Origin of the sequence: Siculibacillus lacustris (assembly GCF_004328075.1) — a bacterium.
Taxonomy (GTDB): Bacteria; Pseudomonadota; Alphaproteobacteria; order Rhizobiales; family Ancalomicrobiaceae; genus Siculibacillus; species Siculibacillus lacustris.
On sequence record NZ_SJFN01000001.1, the window covers coordinates 206,285 to 223,535 of the forward strand.

General features: G+C 71.2%; 15 protein-coding genes. 9 read left to right on the plus strand and 6 right to left on the minus strand.

Going from position 1 to position 17,251, the window contains the following annotated elements:
* The first annotated feature begins 150 nt into the window (after positions 1–150).
* The 3 genes from EYW49_RS01000 to EYW49_RS01010 are packed head-to-tail and all read left to right on the plus strand — an operon-like array spanning position 151 to position 2,637.
* Positions 151–981, plus strand: coding sequence for an IclR family transcriptional regulator (locus EYW49_RS01000; protein ID WP_206365342.1), 831 nt, complete (start codon positions 151–153; stop codon positions 979–981).
* Complete coding sequence (locus EYW49_RS01005; protein ID WP_206365343.1) at positions 978–2,006, plus strand: 2-dehydro-3-deoxygalactonokinase; 1,029 nt, start codon at positions 978–980, stop codon at positions 2,004–2,006. The genes EYW49_RS01000 and EYW49_RS01005 overlap by 4 nt, the downstream gene beginning before the upstream one ends.
* On the plus strand, positions 1,990–2,637 hold the full coding sequence (locus tag EYW49_RS01010) for a 2-dehydro-3-deoxy-6-phosphogalactonate aldolase (RefSeq protein WP_131305001.1): 648 nt from the start codon (positions 1,990–1,992) through the stop codon (positions 2,635–2,637). The genes EYW49_RS01005 and EYW49_RS01010 overlap by 17 nt, the downstream gene beginning before the upstream one ends.
* Positions 2,638–2,706: 69 nt before the next feature.
* Here the strand turns inward: EYW49_RS01010 and EYW49_RS01015 are convergent, their stop codons facing one another.
* Together EYW49_RS01015 and EYW49_RS01020 are read right to left on the minus strand one after the other, a co-directional pair.
* Entirely contained in the window at positions 2,707–4,251 is a 1,545-nt protein-coding gene (locus EYW49_RS01015) for a GMC family oxidoreductase (protein ID WP_131305003.1), read from the minus strand.
* A gap of 107 nt (positions 4,252–4,358) precedes the next feature.
* Entirely contained in the window at positions 4,359–5,093 is a 735-nt protein-coding gene (locus EYW49_RS01020) for a FadR/GntR family transcriptional regulator (protein WP_165498085.1), read from the minus strand.
* A 374-nt stretch (positions 5,094–5,467) separates the two neighbouring features.
* Between EYW49_RS01020 and ppaT the strand changes: the two genes are divergently transcribed.
* Entirely contained in the window at positions 5,468–6,655 is a 1,188-nt protein-coding gene (ppaT, locus tag EYW49_RS01025) for a pyridoxamine--pyruvate transaminase (RefSeq protein ID WP_131305007.1), read from the plus strand.
* A gap of 8 nt (positions 6,656–6,663) precedes the next feature.
* Here ppaT and EYW49_RS01030 read toward each other — a convergent pair whose 3' ends face one another.
* The 4 genes from EYW49_RS01030 to EYW49_RS01045 all read right to left on the minus strand — a co-directional run bounded on the left by EYW49_RS01030 (position 6,664) and on the right by EYW49_RS01045 (position 11,382).
* Positions 6,664–7,599: a putative B6 ABC transporter permease subunit 1 gene (locus EYW49_RS01030; RefSeq protein ID WP_131305009.1), complete on the minus strand. Its 936-nt coding sequence runs from the start codon at positions 7,597–7,599 to the stop codon at positions 6,664–6,666.
* Between the two features lie 3 nt (positions 7,600–7,602).
* On the minus strand, positions 7,603–8,688 hold the full coding sequence (locus EYW49_RS01035) for a putative B6 ABC transporter permease subunit 2 (RefSeq protein WP_131305011.1): 1,086 nt from the start codon (positions 8,686–8,688) through the stop codon (positions 7,603–7,605).
* Positions 8,685–10,253: a putative B6 ABC transporter ATP-binding protein gene (locus EYW49_RS01040; protein ID WP_131305013.1), complete on the minus strand. Its 1,569-nt coding sequence runs from the start codon at positions 10,251–10,253 to the stop codon at positions 8,685–8,687. The genes EYW49_RS01035 and EYW49_RS01040 overlap by 4 nt, the downstream gene beginning before the upstream one ends.
* Before the next feature lie 97 nt (positions 10,254–10,350).
* Positions 10,351–11,382, minus strand: a complete 1,032-nt coding sequence (locus EYW49_RS01045) for a putative B6 ABC transporter substrate-binding protein (RefSeq protein WP_131305015.1) — start codon at positions 11,380–11,382, stop codon at positions 10,351–10,353.
* Positions 11,383–11,425: 43 nt separating this feature from the next.
* On the opposite strand from EYW49_RS01045, the gene EYW49_RS01050 reads away from it, so the two are divergent.
* The 5 genes from EYW49_RS01050 to EYW49_RS01070 all read left to right on the plus strand — a co-directional run bounded on the left by EYW49_RS01050 (position 11,426) and on the right by EYW49_RS01070 (position 17,233).
* On the plus strand, positions 11,426–11,953 hold the full coding sequence (locus EYW49_RS01050; protein ID WP_131305017.1) for a hypothetical protein: 528 nt from the start codon (positions 11,426–11,428) through the stop codon (positions 11,951–11,953).
* A gap of 493 nt (positions 11,954–12,446) precedes the next feature.
* A complete protein-coding gene (locus tag EYW49_RS01055) occupies positions 12,447–13,934 on the plus strand; it encodes a 4-hydroxyphenylacetate 3-hydroxylase N-terminal domain-containing protein (protein WP_131305019.1) in 1,488 nt (495 codons plus the stop codon).
* A gap of 85 nt (positions 13,935–14,019) precedes the next feature.
* Entirely contained in the window at positions 14,020–14,430 is a 411-nt protein-coding gene (locus tag EYW49_RS01060; protein ID WP_131305021.1) for a nuclear transport factor 2 family protein, read from the plus strand.
* Positions 14,427–15,920, plus strand: a complete 1,494-nt coding sequence (locus EYW49_RS01065) for an amidase (protein ID WP_131305023.1) — start codon at positions 14,427–14,429, stop codon at positions 15,918–15,920. Before EYW49_RS01060 ends, EYW49_RS01065 begins: the two co-directional genes overlap by 4 nt.
* Complete coding sequence (locus tag EYW49_RS01070; protein WP_131305025.1) at positions 15,917–17,233, plus strand: amidase; 1,317 nt, start codon at positions 15,917–15,919, stop codon at positions 17,231–17,233. Before EYW49_RS01065 ends, EYW49_RS01070 begins: the two co-directional genes overlap by 4 nt.
* Positions 17,234–17,251 lie beyond the last annotated feature (18 nt).

Genomic DNA, 17,251 nt, shown 5'->3' on the forward strand with positions numbered 1-17,251 from the left:
GCGGTTCGACCGAGGTCGAGGGCCGGCACGGATTCACCGCGCGCCCGTCGAAATTGTCTCACTATGTGAACAACCATCTATCTATTTGACACGATTCCGATCCGCTCCTAGCATCGCGGGCAGGCGTCGGATCACGCCTGGGGAAACGCCGTGAGCGAGCGAAGAGCCGAAGTCGCGACCGCGCCCTCCGGCGTGCCGCGCGGACGCAAGGACCCGCCGAAACCCGCAGGGACGCAGACGCTGATGCGCGGTCTGGCGCTGCTGGAGTTCGTCGCCGAAGGCGTCACCGATCTCCGCGGGATCGTCGAACGCCTGGGCACCCGGCGCTCGACCACCCACCGGATGCTCGGCACCCTGGTGGCCGAAGGCTATCTCCATCACCTGCCCTACAAGGGCTATACGCTCGGGCCCAAGCTGATCCGACTCGGGGCGCGGGCGATCGAACAGCGCCCGATCGTGGCGATCGCCCGGCCGCGCCTCGAGGCGCTGGCGCAGGAGACCGGCGACACCGTCCATCTCGGCGTCGCCGACGGGCCGGAAGTGTTCTATCTCGACAAGATCTCCGGCACCCGCGGCCTCGAGATGCGCTCGCGCATCGGCCAGCGCATGCCGCTGGCCCTGACCGGGGTCGGGAAGGCGCTTATGTTCGGCGTGGCGCCGGCCGCCTGGCGCGGGCTCTACGACGACGCCCTCGACCGGCTGGCCCGCGCTTCGCGCGCGGCGCGGCCGATCGCTTGGGACCCCTACCGCGACCGCCTCGCGGCGGCGCTGTCCCGCGGTTGGGTCTACGACTTCGAAGAAAACGAGATCGGCATCCGCTGCGTCGCGGCGCCGATCCGCGACGTCACCGGCGGCGTGGTGGCGGCGATCAGCGTCGCCGGCGCCGTCTCGCACCTGTCGGAAGAGCGCATGACCGAACTCGGGCCGATCGTCCGCGATCGCGCCGCGGCGATCTCCGGCGACCTGGGATGGACTCCATGACCACAGCACCGGCCTTCCCCCCGCCCGATCGCGCCGCGACGGCACTGGTGGCGCTCGACTGGGGCACTTCGTCGCTGCGCGCCTTCGCGATGAGCGCCGACGGTCGGGTGCTCGAGCAACGCGACAGCGCCCACGGCATTCTGAATCTGCCGGCACCCGGCGGCATCGCCGGCTTCGAACGGGCCTTCGCCGAGGCCTGCGGTGACTGGTTGGCGCGCCGGCCCGGGCTGCCGGTGGTGGCCGGCGGCATGGTCGGCAGCGCCCAGGGGTGGAAGGAGGCGCCCTACGTCGCCACCCCCGCCGACACCGCGACGCTGGCGACCCGGGCGGCCGCGGTGACCACCGCCGAGGGCGTGCGGATCCTGATCGCCCCCGGCGTGCTGCACGATCCCGCCGACGGCGTGCCCGACGTGATGCGCGGCGAAGAGATCCAGATCGCCGGAGCGTTGGTGCGGGCGCCACGGGCGCTGCGCCGCTCGCGGTTGGTGCTGCCCGGCACCCACTCCAAATGGGTCGAGGTGGTCGACGGCCGCATCGTGCGCTTCGCCACCTTCATGACCGGCGAACTCTTCGCGATCCTGCGGCGCCATTCGATCCTCGGCCGTCTGATGCCGGAGGCGGCGGCGCCGGAGCCGGACGCGGCCGCGGCGGCCTTCGCGGCGGGACTGCGCGCGGCGGACGGCCGGGTGCTCGCCCATGATCTCTTCGCGGTGCGCACCCTCGGCCTGATGCGCAGGCTTTCGGGCGACGTGCTCGAGGATTATCTCTCGGGCTTGCTGATCGGCCACGAACTGGCCGGCGCCCGGGCGTTGGGGGCGGCGGAACCGGACGTGCCGGTGGTGTTGATCGGCGAGGGGCGGCTCAGTCGGCGCTACGCCGAGGCGCTGCGTCTCACCGGAATCCCGGTCACCGCCGAACTCGGCAATACCGCCCCGGACGGGCTGTTCCGCTTCGCGGTGGCGGCCGGTCTGGTGGACGAACCGCAGGGGCGGCAACAGGAGACGATCGATGTCCGACCGGCGTGAGGCGCTTTTCGCGGAAATCTGTGACGAACTGCCGCTGGTGGCGATCCTGCGCGGCCTGACCCCGCCCGACGCGGTGGCGGTGGCGCGGCGGCTCTGGGAAGCCGGCTTCCGGCTGATCGAGGTGCCGCTCAATTCGCCCGATCCCTTCGCTTCGATCGAAGCGATCCGCGCCGATCTCGGCGACGACACGCTGGTCGGCGCGGGAACCGTGACCAATGTCGCGGCGGTGGCGCGGCTGGCGGCGATCGGCGCCGATCTGGTGGTGATGCCGCACGCCGACGTCGCGGTGATCGCCGCCGCCAAGGCCGCCGGTCTCGTCTGTGTGCCGGGCATCGCCACCGCGACCGAAGCCTTCGCGGCGCTGGCCGCCGGGGCCGACGCGTTGAAACTGTTCCCGGCGGAGTTGCTGACCCCGAGCGTGCTGAAGGCGCTGCGGTCGGTGTTGCCCGGGGGAACCCGCCTGATGCCGGTCGGCGGCATCACGCCCGACAGTTTCGCGCCCTACCGCACGGCCGGTGCCGCTGGTTTCGGCCTCGGCGGGGCGCTCTATCGGCCCGGCGCCTCGGTCGACGAGGTCGGGGTCGCCGCAGACCGGTTCGTCGCCGCCTGGGCGAGGAGCCGGCGCCACTGAATCGATCGTCCGATCGGTCCGGGAAACGATGCGGCTCGGGATCTCCGTTTCCCCGATCGGCCCCGCCGATCAGCCGAGCAGCGCCGCGACCTCGGTCGTCGCGGCGAAGGTCTCGGCGATCGCCAGCACCGCGGCGTGGATCGGACCCGACGTGATGGTCGGGATCACCGAGGCGTCGACCACGAAGGCGCCGTCGCAGCCGCACAGCCGCAGATCGGCGTCGACCACCGCGTCGGCGTCGGCGCCCATCCGGCAGGTGCCGACCGGATGGTGGTGGGTGATCACCGCGCGTTGCAGGAAGTCGTCGACAGCCGCCGGCGAGCGGACGTCGAGGCCGGGCAGGATCTCCTCGGCCCGCCAGCCGGCGAGCGCCGCGCCGGCGCCGACCTCGCGGGCGAGCTCCAGGGCGCGCCGCATCAGGCGGCGGTCGTGGTCGGTGGAGAGATAGGCCGGATCGATCAGCGGCGCGTCGCCGACCGACGGGCCGGTGACGGTCAGGCGGCCGCGGCTGGTCGGGTGGGTGACCCCGGAGAGCAGCGTATAGGCGGTGCCGTAGGCCGGCGCGGCGAAGCCCTCCGACACGCTCGGCGCCACCACGCAGCCGAGCACGACGTCCGGCGGGCCGCCGGCGCGGGTCGGATCGTCGGCGTCGAGATACATCAGTGATTCGGAATGCTGCAGCCGCGACGGCGGGACCGGGCGCGCGGCGCGGTAGACGTTGCCGGCGGTGAGCAGGTGATCGTGGAGGTTGGCGCCGACATCGGGGCGATCGAGGCGGCAGGTGATCCCGGCCGCCGCGAGGTCGCCGGCCGGGCCGATGCCGGAGCGCATCAGGAGCAGCGGCGAGGCGACCGCCCCGGCGGCGATCAGGGTGACACCCGCGGAAATCGTCGCCGCGCGCCCGTCGATCTCGACCTCGGCGCCGGTCACCCGATCGCCGGCGAAGGCCAGGCGATGGACCACCGCGCCGGTGATCAGGGTGAGATTCGGGCGAGCGATCGCCGGGGTCAGCCAGGCGTCGGCGGCGCTGACCCGGCGGCCGTCGCGGATGGTCAGGGAATTCGGGGCGACGCCGCAGAGCGGGCCGGCGTTGTGATCGCCGATCACCGGAACGCCGAGGTCGGCGCCGGCCTGCATGTAGGCGCGCACCAGCGGACTGACCTCCGCGTCGGGCAGCCACACCGGCAGCGGCCCGGCGTCGCCGTGGGCGCCATCGGCGGCGCCCGAGAAGCGCTCCATCCGACGGAAGGCCGGCAGCAGGCCGGCGTGCGACCATTTCGCCGAGCCGGTGGCGGCGGCCCAGGGCGCGAAGTCGTCGGCATGGCCGCGGACATGGGCCATGGCATGGAGGCAGCTCGACCCGCCGACGACCCGGCCGCGCGGCCAGTCGTGGCGGCGGCCGGCGGTGCCGGCCTGCGGCACGGTGCGATAGGCCCAGTCGAAGGCCCGCCCGGGCAGGCTCGGCCATTTCTGCGGGGTCGCGATGTCGGGATCGCTCGGGCGATCGCCGGCTTCGAGCAGACCGACGCGGAGATCGGGATTTTCCGAAAGCCGCGCCGCCAGGACGCATCCGGCCGAGCCGGCACCGATGATCAGGACGTCGAAGGGGGTCACGGGGCAGGGTCCTCGCGTCGAAGGCTGGGCACGGATCGGCGATCGCCACGGCGGGGCCGGGCGCGACGGGCGGGGTGACGGGTTGCGATGAGCGGCGGGCGGGCGGCCTAGAAGAGGCCGCCCGGAGCCAGACGTCCGATGATCTTCTGCTGGATGGCGGCGAGATGTTGCCACATCGCCCGCTCGGCGACCTCCGGGTCGCGCGAGGCGATGGCGTCGGCGATCACCCGATGTTCGGCGTCGCGTTCCTTGACCCGTTCCGGGATCAGATCGGCGTCGCTGTCGGTGAAGCGCAGGCGGCCGTCGCTCGCCACCCGATGGAGGATGATGTAGAGCTCGGAGGCCAGCACGTTGCGCGACCCGGCGGCGATCGCCTTGTGGAAGGCCATGTCGGCGGCGGTCGGATCGCTGCCGGTCCCGGTGGTGGCGGCGCGGCGGATGCGTTCGATCTCGGCCGGCGAAGCGCGCAGCGCCGCCAGCCGGGCGAGCGCCGGCTCGAGCACCATGCGCAGTTCCATCACCTCGAACGGATTGGTCGATTCGATCAGACCGCGCCCCTTTTCCAACGGGCTGGCGGCGCGGCGGCCGGCGCGGGCCGGTTCCAATTCGCCGGCGGCGCGCAACCGCCCCAGCGCCCGGCGCAGGGTGTGACGCTTCACACTCAACTCTTCGGCCACCATCCGCTCGGGCGGCATCGACCCGGTCTTGGCGATGATCGCCCGGATCGATTCGAGCAGCTCGGCGAATTCGGTGTCGTCCTTGCGGCCGATCGAATCGTCGGAGTCGCCCACCGGCGATCCGTTGCGGTCGGCCTCGTCCCTCAGCGTTTCGATCGAGGTCACCTGGGTTCTCCGGTTAGAGCCGTCGGTCCGACAGGGGTCGGCGGAAGATCGCTCCGCCGACAGCCGTTGGATGAACATGGGCCGTGCGACGCCGCAATACAACATTGGTTGAGGGATGGTCGAGCCCCCGGCAGAAACTTTCGACAGATCGCTCGCTGCCCCGGCGTCACCCGCGCGACCGGGCCGGCAGCGCCGAAATCCGTAGTATTCCGCAGATTCGAGCCGGGCTGTCGCCGGAGTTGGGGCTGCGAGATTCCGGTTGCATCGGCGCTTCCGCGGTGCGAGGTTCGAACCATTGAAGCGATAATGGTCTGGTTATTGGTTGTACGCAACCCGACCCGGCCGTCCGGCGATCCCGAAGCGAAAGGTGCCCGATGCGTTACGCGCCGTCCGATTCCCCCGTCCTGACGCTGACCACCGGTCCCGTCGACGCCTATCCCGCGGTGCTGCGCGGGCTCGCCTCGCCGGTGCTCTACGACTACGATCCGCTGTTCCTGGCGACCTACCAACGCGTCTGCGAGAAGCTCGCGCCGCTGGTCAAGTCCCAGACCGTCCCCGTCCTGCTGCACGGCGAGCCGGTGCTGGCGCTCGAAGCGGCGGCGGCGTCGCTGATCGGCCGCGACGACGTGGTGCTGAATCTGGTCTCCGGCGTCTACGCCAAGGGCTTCGAAGGCCGGGCCGGCCGCTCCAGCGCCGAAATCGTCGAACTCGCCGTGCCCTATGACCAGGTGATCGATCCCGCCGCGGTCGCCGAGGCGCTGGCCGCGCGGCCCGACGTCACCGTCGTCGCCGCCTGCCATCACGACACGCCGTCGGGGACGATCAACCCGATCGCCGAGATCGGCGCGGTCGTCGCCCGTCACGGCGCGCTGTTCCTGGTCGACACGGTGTCGTCCTTCGGCGGCATGGCGATCGACGCCGAGAGCGCCCACGCCGATCTGTTCGTCACCGGGCCCAACAAGTGCCTCGGCTGCCCGCCGGGCCTGTCGATCCTCGGCGTCTCCGAGCGGGCCTGGGCCAAGATGGAAGCCAATCCGAGTGCGCCCCGCGCCTCGATCCTCAGCATCCTCGACTGGCGCGACGCTTGGCGCGCCGACCGGCCGTTCCCGTTCACGCCGTCGGTGGCCGAGGTCAACGGCCTGGAGGCGGCGATCGATCTCTACGTCACCGAGGGGCCGGAAAAGGTGTGGGCGCGCCACGCGCTCACCGCCCGGGCCTGCCGGGCCGGCATCCTGGCGATGGGGCTCGCCCTGTGGCCGGCCGACGTCGCCTTCGCTTCGCCGACCACCACCGCGGTGCGCACCCCCGAGGGCATCGACGAGGCGGCGCTGCGCGGCGAGGTCCGGGCGCGCTACGGCGTGGTGCTGTCGTCGGGGCGCGGCGCCACCGCCGGCCGCCTGACCCGTATCGGCCACATGGGACCGACCGCCCAACCGATCCACGCGGTGGTCGCGGTGGCGGCCTTCGGCGGCGCCCTGACCGCCCTCGGCCACCGGGTCGACGTCGGCGCCGGCGTGGCGGCGGCACTGGCGGTGATCGACGCCGATCGCGACGGGGACTGAGCGATCGGTCATCGCGCGCCCCGCACATAGTGGACGCCGAGCGCCGGCGGCAGCGCCGCCCGGCGTCCGAACAGGATCAGGATCAGCAGCACGGTGGCGAAGGGCAGCATCTGGATGACGTCGGTCGGGATGTCGACGCCGGCGACCTGCAGGGCGGTGGTGATCGACAGGCAGGCGCCGAACAGCACCGCCCCACACAGCAGCCACAGCGGATGCCCGCGCGCCAGCATCGCCAGGACGATGCCGATGAAGCCGGCGCCGTTGGTCATGAAGGGCACGAAGATCCCGGCGCCGACCTCGGACATGAAGGCGCCGCCGAGACCGGCGAGCGCCCCGGCGGTGAGCACCGCGGCCGAGCGGATGGCGACCACCCCGACCCCGGCGGCATCGAGCGCCGCCGGCTTGTCGCCGGCCGCCTGGAGCGCCAGTCCGAGATGGGTCCGGCGGAACACCCAGCTGGTCACGGCCACCGCGGCGACCGCGAGATAGACGATCGCCGGGCGATCGAACAGCGCCGGACCGATCACCGGCAGGCTCGACAGGCCGGGAATCGGCAAGGTCGGGACCGCCGGCAGGCGCGGATAGCTCTGGGCGAACTGGAAGTGATGCTGGAGGGCGGTCATGCCTTCGGCGCCGAGGGTCAGCGCGATGCCGATGACGATCTGGTTGAGGCCGAGGCCGACGCACAGCACCGCCATCACCGCCGCGACCGCGGCGCCGCCGACCGCGCCGGCGAGGAAGCCGAGCCAGATCGAGCCGGAGCCATAGGCGACCAGGAAGCCGCCGTAGGCGCCGATCAGCATCATGCCTTCGAGGCCGATGTTGAGCACCCCGGCCTTTTCCGAGATCTGCTCACCGAGGCCGGCGAGCATCAGCGGCAGGCCGGCGGTGACGGCGCCGAGGATCAGGGCGGTGAGAAAGGCTTCGGTGAACAGAGCCGACATGTGTCACCTCCCCGCCGCGCGGCGGCGTTGATCGAGATGTTCGGTGATGCCGAGCATGATCAGCAGGATCGCGACCACCACCAGGGTGAAATGGTTGGGCACGCCGAGCCGCCGGGCGGCGCTCTCGCCGCCGATCGACAGGACCGAGAACAGGAAGACGAAGGCGATCGAGGCGAAGCCGTTGAAGCGCGCCAGGAACACCAGCGGCACCACGGTGAGGCCATAGGCCGGGTTCCAGTCGGCCCGCACGTTGCCCTGGACGCCGACGATCTCGACCGCGCCGGCCAATCCTGCGAGCGCCGCGGAGATGGCGAAGACCGCGACGGTCAGGCGCGGCACCGGCAGGCCGGCGTGCAGCGCGGCGCGGGGATTGGCGCCGACGATGCGCAGCTTCAGGCCGAAGGCGGTGCGGGTCATGATCAGATGAACCAGGACGATCGCCACCAGCCCGATCAGCAGGCCGCTCGACACCGTGGTCTCGAACAGGCGCGGCAGGCGATCGGCGACGGCGAGCGTGCGGGTCTGCGGCACGGTTGTGCGCGGATCGAGGAAGGCGAGCTTGACCAGGACGTTGGCGAGCGAGACGCCGAGGAAGGTCATCATCAGCGTGGTGATGATCTCGTTGACGTTCTGCCAGGCCTTGAGCAGGGCCGGCACCACCGACCACGCCGCGCCGACCGCCGCGCCGAGGATCAGGCAACAGCTCAGCACCGCCCAGTTGGGCAGATGGCCGCTGAGCGCCGGCGCCGCCGCCGCGACGATCACCGCGGCGAGCAGGAACTGGCCGTCGCCGCCGAGGTTCCAGATGCCGGCGCGAAAGGCGACGATCAGGCTGGCGGCGATCAGCAGCAAGGGCGCCATGCGGGTGGCGGTGGCCTCCAGCCCCGACGGCGACAGCAGGCCGCGCTGCACCACCCAGCCGTAATAGGCGAGCGGATCGACGCCGAGCAACGCCAGGATCAGGCCCGACAGCGCCAGCGCGGCGACCAGCGGCACCACCGTGGTGGCGATCAGATGGAGGTGGCGGCGCAGCGCCGGGCGCAGCGCGGTCGGGGAGATCGGGGGGCTGTCCGCGGTTTCCAGGGTCATGTCGCTACGCCGCTCATCAGTTCGCCGACCCGCAGCCGGGCCGATCGGTCGTTGGCTACCATCCCGACGATCCGTCCCTGGGACATCACGGCGATGCGGTCGGAGAGTTCGAGGACCTCCTCGAGATCGGTCGAGATCAGGATCACCGCCAGACCGCGATCGGCGGCCTCGCGGATGCGCCGCCGCGACGCCCGGATGTTCTGGACGTCGAGGCCGTAGGTCGGCTTGGCGAAGATCACCGCGCGCGCCTCGCCGGACAGTTCGCGGGCGAGCAGCGCCTTCTGGATGTTGCCGCCGGAGAGTTTGCCGATCGGCGTCTCGACGCCCGGGGTGCGCACGTCGTATTCGGCGACCAGCCGGCGGGCGTGATCGGCGATCGGGCCGCTGCGCTCCAGGCCGCCGGCCCAGAACAGATCGTCGCCGACCCGCTTCAGGAGCAGGTTGAGCGACACCGGAAAGGCCGCCACGGTGCCTTCGCCGAGCCGGTCGTCGGTGACGTAGCGCAGGCCGCGGCGATGGCGTTCGCCGATCGCCAGCGCGGCGATCGGCCGGCCGTCGAGATCGATCCGCCCCTGGCGCAGCGGCCGCTGGCCGGCCACCGCCTCGGCGAACTGCTTCTGGCCGTTGCCGTCGATGCCGGCGATGCCGACGATCTCGCCGGCGGCGACGGTGAGGTCGACGTCGGCGAGCGGCACCGCCTCGTCGTCGACGGCGAGGCCGGAGATCTCCAGGACCGGGGCGCCGCCGGCGAAGGGTTGCCGCTCGGGTCCGCTCGCCGTGCCGGCCGAGGCGGCATCGGAGCCGAACATCAGGCGGACCACTTCGGCGGTGACCACCTGCGGCGTCAGCGCGGTCAGGCGGTCGGGGGTGATCTCGCCGACCTTGCGGCCGAGGCGGAGCACCGAGATGCGGTGACCGAAGGCCAGCGCCTCGTTGAGCTTGTGGGTGATGAACACCACCGCGAGGCCGCGGGCGACCAGCCGCCGCATCAGGGCGCCGAGCTCCTCCGAGCCCTTCGGCGTGAGCATCGCGGTGGCCTCGTCGAGCACCAGCACGCGGCTGCCGCGCATCAGGGCCCGGACGATCTCGACCTGCTGCTGTTCGCCGAGCGACAGCGAGCCGACCGGAGCATGGGGGTCGACGCGGACGCCGATGCCGGCGCAGACCTCGGCCATGCGGGCGGCAATGCCGCGCTTGTCGGGGCGCGACCACGCCGGGCCGCCGAGGGCGATGTTCTCGACGACGGTCAGCGACGGCACCAGCATGGCGTGCTGGAACACCGTGCCGATGCCGAGCTCGAGGGCGCGGGCCGGCGTGTCGATCACCTGTTCGCGGCCGTCGACCAGGATCGCGCCGGAATCGGGGGTCTGGATCCCCGACAGCATGCCGATCAGCGTCGACTTGCCGGCGCCGTTCTCGCCGAGCAGCACGTGGACTTCGCCCGGCCACAGATCGAGCGAGACGGAATCGTTGGCGACGACGCCGGGAAACCGCTTGGTCACTTCGAACAGCGACACGATCGGTTCGTCGGTGCGGAAGGCGGCGGGATGGCCTGGTTGGGTCATGGTCCGGCATCACGGGTGGTCGAGGGGCACGGCTGCGCCGGTCGACGAGGACGACGAAGGCCGGTCGCGACGGGGGTCCGCCGCGACCGGAGGCGGCTCACTGCGCGGCGACGGTCAACGGCGACACGATCTTGTGGACGGCGTCGGCATCGAAGTGCGGCGTCAGCTTGATCTTGCCGTCGACGATGTCCTTGCGGATCGCCTGGATCTCGCCCCAGACCTTGTCGGGGATCGACTTGGTCTTGAGCAGCGTCACCGAATCGTCGGCGAGCTGGATGCCGTAGTTGCGGCTGCCGTATTTGCCGGCCTTGGCGTCGGCGATCATCGCGGCGTAGACCGGCTGCAGGTTCCACACCACCGAGCTCAAGAGGTTGCCCTTGTCGATCGGGGTCTTGTCACCGATCACGTCGATGAAGAAGACCTTGCCGCCGTCGGTGGCCTTGCCGGTCTCGACCGCCTGCAACATGCCGAAGCTCGAGCCGTTGCCCTGACCGAAGACGATGTCGGCCCCCGCGGCGATCAGCGCCTCGGTGACGCGCTTGCCGCCGGCGGCATCCGAATAAGCGGCCGGGCCGATCACCGCGTAACGCACGGCGATCGCCGGCTTCTCGGCCTTGGCGCCCTCGGCGAAGGCGACCGACTGGGAATTCCACGACGGCGGTTCACCGGACACGACGATGCCGACGGTGCCGGTGCGGTTCATCTTGGCGGCGAGGCGGCCGGCGAGATAGGCGCCCTCGTGGCCGCTGGCGGTGTAGTCGGCGACCTTGCCGGCGGCGCGGGCGTCGGGGCTGTCGACGATCGCCACTGGGATCTTCTTCTCGGCGCCGATCTCGGGTGCGGCGGTGTTGTAGCCGCTGGCGTGGGCGATCAGCAGACCGACGCCGTCCTCGGCGAGTTCGCGCAAGGTCGGGCGGACGTCGCCGTAGCCGAGGTTCTCGGCGACGATCACCTTGACGCCGGCGGCGGCGCCGGCGGCCTTGGCGGCGACGATGCCCTGCTGGTTCCAACCGTAGTCGGTGCCGGCCTCCGGAGTCAGAATGGCGATGGACTTCAACTCGGCGGCCTGGGCGATCGAGCAAACACCGATGAAGATCGCAGCAACACCACCAAAGAGCGTCGTTTTCATGGAATCATACCCCCGATTTTTGAGTTGACCGATCACGGATCGGTTGTTGTTCATGATTTTGACGAGTATGGTACTTCCAACGCCTCGAATTCGATTGGAGAGTCAAGGGATGTTCGGTCGTTCTTTTCTTTTTGTTCTTGCAACTCTTACCGCGGTGGTCGGCGTTGCGGCGCCGGTCGTGGCCGAAGAGGTCGTGGTCGTCGAACGCGGAACCGACGGCCTGATCGCCGTGCCGTTCCGCGCCCTCGACCGCTCCGCCGGGCCGATGGTCTGCTCGGCGGCGATCGCGCACTGGTATTCCGTCGAGATCGGCCGCGCCGAACCCGGCGCGGCGGTGACGGCCACGCTATGGTCGAACCCGGCGACCGGCGCGATCCATCTGCTCAATGACCACCAGGACCGCATGCCGATCCAGACGCTGTGGTGCGGTGTCGCCGGCCGGGACGCCTCGACGCGCAGCGACGTGCCCCTGGCACGGCGACGCGGCGGAGCAGAGAGCCCGATCGACCTGGTGTGTACGGAGGCTTCCGCGGGCGATCGGCTCGCCTGCCGCCCGCGGGGCGTCGACTGAGCGATCGTGGCTTCGTCCGGCGATCATCCTGGTGACCTCGCTGGCGATCGGCGCCGTCCCGTTCGGCGTCTCCGTGTCAACCAGAGAGACAGACCGTTTGGTTTTGGTCAACATGGTTCGGACTGAAATTGCTCAACCAAGCGGTATTGGTTGAGGCCCGAAATCGGTTCCGGGTTAAACTTTGGGCGGAGAAATCCCGCCGCGGATCGGCGATTTGCCCGGAATTTTACCGATTTAGGCCGATTCTGCATAAGTATTTTGCCGGGCTTCGGGGTGTGATCAAATTGGCGCCACCGACCGGGCCAAACTTATCGGTTGAGGCATCTTGACCAATTATCCCGATTAATGGTTGGATCAATCCCGCCGAGCCGACCGCGTCGCCCGCCGAATCTCCGCTACCTCCGGCGTGACCCGTCTGCGAACCCGACCGAGGGCGGCCGCGTGGTCGTGCCGATGGCCGAACCGGTGACAGGGCTTCCGAGGAGAGCGAACGATGAACGCGCAGACGCAGCAACGGGATCTGCCGGTCGGCCACAAGCTGAGGACCGGAGCCGAGTTCAAACGGTCGCTCGACGACGGCCGGGCGATCTGGGTCAACGGCGTGAAACTCGCCAAGGTGTTCGACGACCCGTCCCTGTCGGCCGGCGTCGATCTGATCGCCTCGATGTTCGACGATCAGTTCAGCCTCGAACACGCCGACGCCACCACCTACACCGATCCCGACAGCGGCGCCGTGGCGAGCCGCGCCTGGCAGGTGCCGCGCACCATCGCCGACCTCGCCGACCGCCGAAAGATGATCGAATACACCAGCCTGAAGACCGGCGGCACCTTCGGCCGGCCGCCGGATCTGGCGCCGGCGATCGCCGTCGGCCTGCTCGCCCACCTGCCGACCTTCAAGGCCAAGAAGTCGCTGATCGAAGGCTGCAATCCGGACTTCGCCGAGAACATCGAGCGCTACGTCCAGTTCGGCCGCGACACCAACCTGACCGCCTCCGAGAGCCTGACCGGACCGCAGAACGACCGCTCCTCGGCCAAGGGCACCGAGGCCTCGCTGCTCCGCGTCAAGCGCGTCGAGAAGGGCGGCATCCGCGTCTCCGGCTGCAAGACCGTCGGCTCGATCGCCGCCCAGGCCAACGACATCTTCTTCACCAATCTCGGCGGCATCCGCGACACGCCGGCCGAAGCCTGCATCTGGGCCTCGGTGCCGATCGCCTCCGACGGCATCCGCATGGTGTCGCGCGAGATGGTGTCGCAGCCCGGGGCCGATCCGTTCGATCATCCGATCACCCGGCTCGGCGAGGAAGCCGATCAGCTGATCATCTTCGACGACGTGTTCGTGCCGACCGACCGGATCTTCAACCTCGGCGACCCGACGGCGATGCAATATTACGGGCCGGTGTGCGTCTTCGCCCATTGGCACGTGCTGACCCGTCTGGCGGTCAAGGCCGAGTTGTTCGTCGGCGCCGGCCAGATGGTTCTCGACGTGCTCGGCACCGGCCACATCCCGGCGGTCCAGGGCATGCTCGGCGAGATCATCGAATATGCCACCACGCTCCGCGCCTTCATCTATGCCGCCGAGGCCAAGGCGACGCTGACCGACGGGGGCGTGATGGCCCCGGACGTCGGCATGCTGACCGCCGGGCGCCTGTATTCGATCCAGCACTATCCGCGCATCATCCACACGCTGCAGGAACTGTGCGGCCAAGGGCTGGTGATGCGCTTCGGGCGGGCGGCCTTCGACAATCCCGAGATCGGCCACTACCTGCAGGAGCTGCTGCCGGGCAAGGGCGTCAGCGCCCAGACCAAGGAACTCTTGATGAACTTCGTCTGGGACATGACCTGCAGCTCGCTCGCCGGTCGGGTCGCGTTGTTCGAGAACGTCAACGCCAGCCCGGCGCCGCGGCTGCGCGAACGCCTGTTCAACGAGGTCAAGCGCGACGGTTTCGTCGCCCAGGTGAAGAAGCTGGCCGGCATGGCCTGAGGCGCCCCGCGCCGCGGGTCCCCGAACTCCCCCGACGTGGCGGCTCGCCACGTCGGTCCCCTTCGCCGACCGCGGAGCCCTGCCGATGCGCGCCGATCCGGACCTCGTCGAAGCCTTCTACGCCGCCTACAACGCCCACGACGCCGCCGCCGCGGTGGCGCTCTATGCCGAGGACGGGCGCCATCGCGAACAGGCCGGCGGCCAGACCCGGCAAGGGGCGGAGGCGCTCGCCACCGGCTTGACGCGCTTCTTCGGCCTGATGCCCGACGCCCACTGGGATTTGCGCGAACGGATCGAAGCCGGCGCTTCGGTCGCGGTCGTCTACACCCTGACCGGACACCTGGCCTTCGATCTCGGCGGCGCCCCGACCCGCGGGTTGGCGATCGAACTGCCCGGGGTGTTCGTGTTCGAGATCGCCGACGAGCGGATCGCCGCGACCACCGACTTCTGGAACCCGGCCGACTTCCAACGCCAATTGAAGGCCGTCGCCTCATGAGCGTCCAGCCCACAGTGCCGCCGGTCGGGGGATTTGCCGACTACGAGGCCCACGACGCCCTCGGGCTCGCCGCCCTGGTGCGGGCCGGCGAGGTCACCGCGAGCGAACTCCTCGACGCCGCCCTGGTGCGCATCGAGGCGCATGAACCGACCCTCAACGCGGTGGTCCATCGCTTCGAAGATCTCGGCCGCCGGGCGATCGCCGCCGGCCTGCCCGACGGGCCGTTCACCGGGGTGCCGTTCCTGGTCAAGAACACCGGCCTCGAAGTCGCCGGGACGATCCTGTCGACGGGATCGCGGCTGTTCGCCGACGTGGTCTCGCCCAGCGATTCGACCCTGGCGGCGCGCCAGAAGGCCGCCGGTCTGGTGCTGATCGGCAAGACCAACACCCCGGAATTCGCGCTGAGCTTCACCACCGAACCGGAAGCCTTCGGCGTCACCCGCAACCCCTGGGACCTCGGACGCACGCCCGGCGGCTCGTCGGGCGGCTCGGCCGCGGCGGTCGCCGCCGGCTACGTGCCGATGGCCCATGCCTCGGACGGCGCCGGATCGACCCGAGTGCCGGCGGCGCACTGCGGCCTGTTCGGCTTCAAGCCGAGCCGCATGCTCAATCCACTCGGACCGGTGGCTGTCGAAGGCATCGCCGGCATGTCGACGCCGCACGCGGTCAGCCGCAGCGTGCGCGACAGTGCCGCCCTGCTCGACGCCACCGCCGGCCCCGACGTCGGCGACCCCTACGCCGTGCCGCTCGGGGACGGCCCCTATCTCGCCGAGGTCGGCCGCGATCCGGGGATCCTGCGCATCGGCTACACCCCGGTGTCGCCGCTCGGCACGCCGATCGATCCCGACTGCGCCGCCGCCGCCCATGCCGCCGCGCTGTTTTGCGCCGATCTCGGTCACGTCGTCGAGGCCTGTCCCGCCGGTTACGACGCCGCCGCCCTCAAGGCGGCGTGGCGGGTGATCGCCGGCGTCAACGTGCTGGCGGCGGTCGAGGCGCGGGCCGCGGCGCTCGGGCTCGCCGATCCGACCTCGATGATGGAAGCGGTCGACGCGGCGTGGATCGAGGAAGCGCGGCGGTTGCCGGCGACCGCCTATCTCGCCGCCATCTCCACCCTGCACCGCACCGCCCGGGCGCTCGGGCGATTCTTCGTCGACTACGACGTGCTGCTGTCGCCGGTCACCGCCGAGCCGGCGCCGCCGCTCGGCCGCCTCGCCGGGGCGGGCAAGACCCTCGACGCCTTCTACGACGATTTCTGGCGCCATGCGCCGTTCACCTGCGTGTTCAACGCCGCCGGCTTCCCGGCGATGAGCGTGCCGCTCGGCACCTCGGCCGGCGGCCTGCCGATCGGCGTCCAGTTCGGCGCCGGCCTCGGCCGCGACGCCACGCTGTTCCGGCTCGCCGGTCAGCTCGAACGGGCGCGGCCGTGGTTCGATCGCCGCCCGGCGCCCCTCTCGGCGCGCCGTCCCGCTCCTGCGGAGTTGCAGCCATGAATGCCGTCGTACCGCCCCCCAACGACGCCCTCGCCGCCCTGTCGGCGCGCGAGACCGCCCGCCGCGTGGCGGCCGGCGACCTCGCCGCCGAAGCGGTGTGCCGGGCCTTCGTCCAGCGCATCGCCGACGGCGACGCCGCGCTCGGCGCCTGGGCCCATGTCGACGCCGAGCGGGCGCTCGAGGCGGCGCGCGCCGTCGACCGCAGCGGCCCGCTCGCCGGCGTGACCTTCGGCGTCAAGGACGTGATCGACACTGCCGACATGCCGACCGAATACGGGTCGGCGGCTTACGCCGGCGTCCGGCCGGTCTGGGATGCGCCGATCGTCGCGCTGACGCGGCGGTTCGGCGGCGTGGTGCTGGGCAAGACGGTGACCACCGAATTCGCCATGGCCAGCCCCGGCCCGACCCGCAACCCGGTCGATCCCGCCCATACGCCAGGCGGATCGTCGAGCGGCTCCTGCGCCGCCGTCGCCGCCGGCATGGTCCACGCCGCCTTCGGCACTCAGACCTCGGGATCCCTGATCCGCCCGGCGAGCTATTGCGGCGTGGTCGGCTACAAGCCGACCTTCGGCGTCCTCAACCGCACCGCGGTCAAGGTCCTGTCCGACAGTCTCGACACGCTCGGGGTGGTCACCCGCGACGTCCGCGACGCCGCCTTCGTCACCGCCGCCCTCGCCGAACGGCCGGGGCTGGCGGTCGCCGAACGGGTCGCGCCGCCGCGGGTCGGGCTGTTCCGCACCTCGCGCTGGGCGCTCGCCGAACCGGCGACCCGGGCGGCGCTCGACCGCACCGTGGCGGCGTTGGCCGCCGCCGGGGTCGAGGTGCGCGACGTGGCGGTGCCGGAGTGGTTCGAGGGCTTATGGGCCGCCCACGACGCGGTGATGGGCTGGGAGACGCCGCGGTCGCTGGCCTACGAGCGCGATCGCCTGGGCGACCGGCTGACCGCGGTGACGCGGCGCTTTCTCGACACGCTCGCGGCCACCACCTTCGCGGACTACACCGCCGCGCGGGACGTGGCGCGCGGCCGCCGCGATCTCCTCGACGAGCTTCTGTCCGGCTGCGACGTGCTGATCACCCCGGCGGCGCCGGGCGAAGCGCCGCTCGGCCTCGGCGCGACCGGTGATCCGGTGTTCAACAAGGTGTGGACCCTGCTGCACGGCCCCTGCCTGTCGCTGCCGGCCGGCCGCGGACCCGCCGGCCTGCCGGTCGGGGTGCAGATCGTCGGACGCATCGGTGCCGATGCCGATCTGCTCGCCGCCGCCGCCTTCATCGAACAGGCCCTCGCCGCAGTGCCCCCGGTCGCCCGAGGGTGACCGACACCGGACCTTCGA